The following is a 4,147-nucleotide window of genomic DNA, read 5'->3' on the forward strand; positions in this document are numbered from 1 at the left end:
GAGTCCAAGGGCCCTGGCCGAAGAAGAAGTTCGACGCTAGTGCGGCCAACGCGCCCACCATGAACCCGCTTTTCCGGCCGAACACCACGCCGGCTATGATGGCAATCGCGCTTACCGGCTTGAACTCCGGGATGGGGGCGAACAGGATTCGCCCTGCTGCGGCGAGCGCGGCTAGAACCACCGTCGGCATGATGTCGCGCAAGCGCGGGGCAGAGAATTCGTACGTCGCAAAGAATACGCCGAGCGATGCGAGAACAACCGCAAGGGACAGAAGCGCCGTCTGGTCGGTATCCGTGAGCGTGCATGCCACCAGAATTGCAGGTGTCGCGCAGATCGATAGCGCTTCCAGGACGATTCGGCCTTTTGCGCGATAACCGCGCTTAGGACGAGCGAACGGATTTTGAGCCGCGGTGCCCAGCGTCTCCGCGCCGTTCCTATCACGCTCTGCGGCTTGCTGTGCGTTCTGCGAGGCGCTTCGATCGGAAGATCGCAATTCGCCGCGTTCTGGGCTTTGGGGGTTTTGCCCGAAGACCCCGGCCTCCCTTGGTTCCCTATTCGTCATGAGCTGCACCGTCTTCCGCGATTTGCCCGAAGAAGCGGCATTCTGAATTCGGACGGTAAATCAGGTTGTTTTCGAAAAAGTCCTGAACTGGTTCCGTGCAGGCGAGTTCTCCGTCGAAGAGCATGGAGACCTCGTCAGCCGTGGCGAATGCGAAGTCCAAATCGTGCGTGACCAGGACGATGGTTTTGCCCTTCGCCGCCAACGCCTTGACGATGCGCGAAAGATCGGCAGTCGATGCAGGGTCGAGACCCTTCGTAGGCTCATCAAGAAACAGCAGCCGAGGCTGCACGAGCAGTAGCTTGGCGATCGCGAGTTTTTGCTGCTGTCCGCCGGACAAATCGAACGGATGACGATTCAGCTGGTCTGACAAACCGAAGCGCTGCGCCATGGCATGCGCGGCCTGCTCGTCGTAAGCGCAACGCAATGCCCACTCCATGAGCTCCTCGCGCACGGAATCGCACACGAGAAGCGCCTTGGGGTCTTGCGGCAACAGCGCTTGAGACGCTGCTAGCTTGTTGTCAATGCGGCCGCGTTGCGGCGTTAGAACGCCGGCAAGACAGCGCAAAAGCGTGGTTTTGCCGCATCCGTTGCCACCCACAAGCGCATGGACGCTGCCCTGCCGAACGCGAAACTCTACCCCGCGCAGGACCCAAGGCGCATGGCGGTCGAAACGGAAATGCACGTCACGGGCGGTCAAGGCTGCGTCAGCATCGGCGAGCTGAGCGCGTCGACTTTCGAAATACGGAAACAACGCGGCTTTTGCGCGCTCGAACACGCCAATCGGGCCGGGCGCGCTTAAGTCGATGCGTTGGGTTGCGTACGGACGAACGTCCTCTGGCGAATGCGTGGCCATGACGACGGTGATGCCGAGCTCACAGTTCACGCGGGAAAGCATGAACAGGAACTGCTTGACGGCATTAGGGTCGAGCTGAGCGGTCGGCTCGTCAAGCAGCAGAAGCTTGGGGCGCAGCGCGAGTACGGCAGCCAGATTAACAAGCTGCTTTTGACCTCCCGAAAGATCTTCCGTTTTCGACCTGATCCATGGCTCGATGCCGAAGAAGTGCGCGACCTCGGCGATGCGCCGGCGCATCTGATCGGGTTCGGTTCCCAGGTTCTCCAGGCCGAACGCCAACTCGTGCCAAACGGTATCGCACACGATTTGCGCCGCGGGATCTTGCATGACATAGCCGATGAGCTGGGCTGATTCCAGCGGAGTTATCGGGTTTGCGGACGGATTTGCGGACGGGTTTTCGGAAAGATTGACAGGCTGAACGACCGGATGGCCCACAGCGCGGCGTGGCCTATGCGGCTTCAGAGAACGACCGAGCACGAAGATATCGCCCGACGATTCGCCAGCCGGGGCGAGTTCAGGTTTGAGGGAACGCAAAAGAGTGCTCTTTCCCGAGCCGGTGGCCCCAACGAGGACGCAAAACGCTCCCTGCTCGATGCGAAGGTTCACATTTCTCAAAACCGCACGCGATTCGCGGCAATCGCCTTCTTCGAATGGATACGCAAAGGAGTAGTCGCTCAGCTGCACTGCGGGAACAGGAGAATCTTCGATTACATCGACGCAGGGACGAGAAGCGTCCTTGGGAGCGCACGACGGCGTAGCGCCGGATATCGCCGCCCCGCAAGAGCGTCCGGGGAGCACGGGTGCTCGATCGTTCGCCCACGCTGCAGGAACCGGGGATTCTTCGGCAGTATCGATATTGTTTTCAACAATAGAATGGTTTTGAGGATTCATCGGCATGACCTCCAACGCCACCAATCCAGGATGGATAGGGCGACCGGGAACAGCATGAGCAGAGCATAAGGCGCAAAATGCCACCAGGGGCCAGCTGCCTTCATGGTCGGATAGAACGCATACCCCCGACAATTCTGCCACCGCGCAAGCCACTGAAGCTGTTACCAGGAACAACAAGCAGACAAGCACGCAGACATCGGCGCGCCCGATGCGGAATCGGCGATACGACGTGCGCTTTGCGCCGCAATTGTAGCCGCGGGCGCGCATGGCATCGCTACGTTCAAGGGAATCCTCCATTCCCCAACCCATGAGGACGTTCACCACGCGCAAACGAGCTGCGGCTTTTTCGCGCTTGGTTTGCGCCGTCGCGGCACTGGCGGCGTTTTGCACCGCCAAAACCGCGCGCCCACGCGAAACGAATTGAGGGACCAGGCGCAAAACCTGCGACACCATCAAGGTGACGACGGGAAGCAGACGCCCGAACAGCATCATGGTGCGTTGGCTATCCAGACAAGCCGAATAGGAAGCGAACCATAGGAACACGGCGGCGAACATGCCGCCTGAGCATAAGCCGTAGATGACCGCCTCGGCATACACGGCTCGCGACCCGATACGGAACAGTTCGGTAGAGCCAGATGCCACGAAAAACGGATTCGCCGCCGCCACGATAAGGCAGAGCGGAACAACCCATCTCAGCGAAAGCAAGGTTGCACGCCCGCCACGGCATACCGCCGAGCACGCTAACGCCCCCGCAAGGGACAAGGCCACGTAGATGGGATGCATGCATCCCATGCTCAACGCGAGCGCGCACGCGATGAACACGAAGGGAACGATTGGGTGATAGGCATGGAACACGCAAGTCATATAAGGTATCTCAGCTCCACGGAAGAGGCGGGGGCACACCACCTTGTCGCCGGGGGGCGCGTTCATGCAGCGGTCATCTCAGCTTCATGGAAAAGGCCGGGGCGCACCCCGGCCTTACATTCTCGAACAACGGCTTCCTTAACCGGTTACATAGTACCAAACGACCACGTCGCCGCTAGAAAGCACGTAGTTAGTGCACGCCGTCATGGGCGTGCTGCCGTTGACGGAATACATCCAACCGGAGGTTCCGCCGTGCTCCTTTTCGGCAAGCCCGCCGATAGCGGCGACGTAGGTTCCGTACGAAGTACTGCGCGCGTTGACCGACAAGCCCAGGGCGCAGAGCGCATCATAGGGCGTAGCACCGGGATTGAACGAGTACGACCCGCTAGCGGAAACCGGATTGCCGACGGCGTTGCTGGAGACCGAAACCGACACGGTGACGATATCGGCCGCGGGAAACTGCTGGCCTTCGGAGCCGGAAGCTTGCGATCCGGAATCGCCCGACGACGAGGCGGGAGGCTGGGAGGACGCGCTCGCAGTGGCGCCGGAATCCGCAGACGCATCGCCGCCGTTGCCGCCGCCGTTAGCGGCTGAATCGGAATCGGCGTTTTGCTCAGTGGAGGAATCGGATTCTCCACTCTGGTCGGGAGAATCGGATTCCGTATTCGAGTGCATTTCCGATTCGGCTTCGACTTTGACTTCAGCGGTCACTTTCGTCGCCGTTGCGCTGCCTTGCTCCGTAGTCTGCTCTTCCTGAGCAGAGGACTGCGCAGGCGATCCGTCTTGCCCCCCGAAGCCGCCCGCAAGGGCAAAAGCGCCGACGGAGACGAGCAGCACCGATGCGGCAAGGAGCGCAATGATGCCGCCTTTCACCTTCGGGGAAAGGCGGGAAGCAGAGCCTGAATGCAGCTGCTGTACGGAAGGCGCCGAACCCGCAGTCAAAGCCGCTGCTTCCGCCGAGCTGCGGCGGGCAGCAT

At 60.7% G+C, this 4,147-nt stretch carries 2 protein-coding genes and 1 pseudogene; all 3 read right to left on the reverse strand.

The window, feature by feature from the left end; genetic code table 11:
• A pseudogene (locus Q0H50_RS08645) lies at positions 1 to 310 on the reverse strand (ECF transporter S component); the annotation flags it as partial.
• A gap of 241 nt (positions 311 to 551) precedes the next feature.
• Positions 552 to 3,236, reverse strand: coding sequence for an ATP-binding cassette domain-containing protein (locus tag Q0H50_RS08650; protein WP_294421463.1), 2,685 nt, complete (start codon positions 3,234 to 3,236; stop codon positions 552 to 554).
• A 72-nt stretch (positions 3,237 to 3,308) separates the two neighbouring features.
• Positions 3,309 to 4,147: DUF4430 domain-containing protein (locus Q0H50_RS08655; RefSeq protein WP_294421465.1), on the reverse strand; the 839-nt coding region annotated here is incomplete at its 5' end.

Source organism: uncultured Senegalimassilia sp. (assembly GCF_934632265.1).
Lineage (GTDB): Bacteria > Actinomycetota > Coriobacteriia > Coriobacteriales > Eggerthellaceae > Senegalimassilia.

Excerpts from the sequence above, each read along its gene's own strand:
- Q0H50_RS08650 (WP_294421463.1), bottom strand. The coding sequence starts at position 3,236 with ATGAACGCGCCCCCCGGCGACAAGGTGGTGTGCCCCCGCCTCTTCCGT.